This window comes from Pseudomonas tremae (assembly GCF_001401155.1).
Taxonomy (GTDB): domain Bacteria; phylum Pseudomonadota; class Gammaproteobacteria; order Pseudomonadales; family Pseudomonadaceae; genus Aquipseudomonas; species Aquipseudomonas tremae.
Window position 1 is genome coordinate 1 of sequence record NZ_LJRO01000154.1, and the last position, 2,289, is coordinate 2,289.

At 51.8% G+C, this 2,289-nt stretch carries 2 protein-coding genes and 1 pseudogene; all 3 read left to right on the plus strand.

The window, feature by feature from the left end; all coding sequences use genetic code 11:
- Positions 1-177 precede the first annotated feature (177 nt).
- Complete coding sequence (locus tag ALO43_RS11385; RefSeq protein WP_054997520.1) at positions 178-1,551, plus strand: polymorphic toxin type 24 domain-containing protein; 1,374 nt, start codon at positions 178-180, stop codon at positions 1,549-1,551.
- Positions 1,552-1,553: 2 nt separating this feature from the next.
- Positions 1,554-2,003, plus strand: coding sequence for a hypothetical protein (locus ALO43_RS11390; protein WP_005888472.1), 450 nt, complete (start codon positions 1,554-1,556; stop codon positions 2,001-2,003).
- Positions 2,004-2,206: 203 nt separating this feature from the next.
- Positions 2,207-2,289: pseudogene (locus ALO43_RS28675) on the plus strand (DUF1249 domain-containing protein); the annotation flags it as partial.

Here is a 2,289-nt window from a genome sequence, read left to right on the forward strand (position 1 = left end):
CTGTCTGGCAATACTCCGACGCTGTTCAAGGCTCGACGCCTTAGCGCCAGTCCTTAGACTCGCTCCCCTGTTTTCAGCCCCTCGGACTGCGCACAGATAACTTCTCTCGCTGTGCGAGAGCTTGACCGCACGTCTCCGCACACAGATGCAAGGTCGCTGATTCAGGGAATCATCGTAATGGGTGTTTACGACACCAGAGGCAATTATTCGCCCACTCCAAGCGTATGTCGGCATAAAGAGTCCGGCAAGCCAAGGCCTGCACCTCGGGCATCAAAGTACACCTGGGAAAATCCTCTACCAAGAACGTTTCACGGTGCTGAGCCGCAGGTTAGCTGCCTTATAGGCATTCGTTTTCTCTGGAGTAACGGTGAGCGCCTGACGGGTTGCTCGTGGGGTATTACTCATGCTGACGGCAAAGTCATTCAGGGAGAACTCGATTCCAAGAGCTTTCTTAGCCAGGTTATCGCGGGGCATGAGCACAAGGTTCAGTTGCATCCCTGGTTTGAGTCCAAAAAGCAGCCAAGTGCGCCTCGCATAGAGCTGAAACGAGTGTTGAGAGAGATTCTCAACGTGGAAAGGCTGGAGGCTGATCGGCTAAAAACGATTCAGGAGCAACGCAGTGGCGCAGCCAACACTTTTTATGCCGGGGCAGCGTTGGGCAAGGGGTTTCTTTATGGCGCATGGGGTCTCGTCAAATCGGTTGCAGAATTTTCAGACCTGATCAATCCGTTTGATGCGCTCTCCAGTGCTGCTGTGTCGGCATGGAACGCAGAAGTATTGCCGGGTGGCAGTTGGCTCGATTCTTTTATCGAGCAATATTCTGCTGCTCAGCACCGTGAGCTGGCAGAAGCTCTGGGTTTTGATCCCGCTACGATCAGCCGCGAAAAGATGGCGCATGCCTACGAAGTCGCGAGTTATATTTTTCAGGACAATGAAAGTCAGCTTGCTCTGGCGCATTTCGCCAAAGAGTACGTCAAGATTCAAAACCACGAATCTATCCTCCAACTGACCGGAGGTATGGTTTTCGAGATCGTGCTCGCCGCGCTACTGGTCTACCTGACCGGTGGTGTTGGGCTGGCAGCACGTGTCGTTGCTGTCAGCTCGCATTTATCACCAGCACTCAAGCAGCTTGGCGAAGTGCTGGAACAGCTGGGGCGTCATCTCAAGATTGCGCGTATTCACGCAGAAGGACATGCTGAGGGGGCTGGGAGCGGATCGCAGACGGTTGTGATTGATCGGGCGAAGGGGGTTGTACCGGAGCCGGTAGCTGCGCCTCGTATAAAGTCTCGAAATAAACCGCCATCGCAGGACCCTGAGGCTGAAGGGCGGGCACATACGATTCTTGAAAAGCCAGGAAGGCTTGGCCAGTACACAACTTACTATGAGGATGGGACTTGGAAACAGTACAGAGGGGCTGGGAAAGAACATGGGCCGATTCAGCGGCCGAATGTCAAGGCAAGTGAAATTAACGTCAATCCAGATACTGGACAAGTATATATAGATAAGGGGCGCGTGCGTGAACCTACGCCTGATGAGTATCCAAGGAGCTAAACATGGAAAACCCTAAAATTTTTGACTTCCAATCTTTTCGGGCCGCTAACACTAAACATACTGTTACGGGGTTTGATTACGTTCACGCCATCTATCATACGCAGCATTTACCTTCTGACTTTGCGCTGTGGATGGCCAGGCTGTACTGGCCTGAGTTTAAAGTGGTGGATGAGTGTGTTTTTATTGTCGATAATTTTGACGAAAGCTACTACCAATCACTGTTGAAAACCCCTAACTCTAAGGCAAAAAATCAATTCTGGATGAATTTGCTCGAGATCACTGGTTTGTTCGGAAACCTGACTACCCAAGAGGCTGCCGATGTTGCTAACGCTTTAGCTGCAAGCTGGAATGCCAAACTCGCATCCGAGTTCGGATCTTCCTTCGCTCAGGCCAGAGCGCTTGTCGATGATGAGGCTGGAGAAGTTTTCGTAACAATTGGCTTTTCAGAATGACGCATGCGTTCGAGTGGTCGGGTATTTTGTAAGCAATAACTCGGTCTTCTTTACGCTGGCGTCATGTCTCTGACCGTTGGCAGGGTGCGCTGGGGTTGTTCTTTTTATATCTATCATTGGCAGGCTCATCGGTATTGTGTTGCTCATGCTGAGGCGTTGTGTGCATTTGATCGGGTTGCCTCGTATGGACCTCATGAGGGGGGCTCGACGTGCAGGTCTATCACGATGCACGCATGGCCGAAGTCATTGGTGCCGAACATGCACGACGCTTCCGCGGCATCTATCC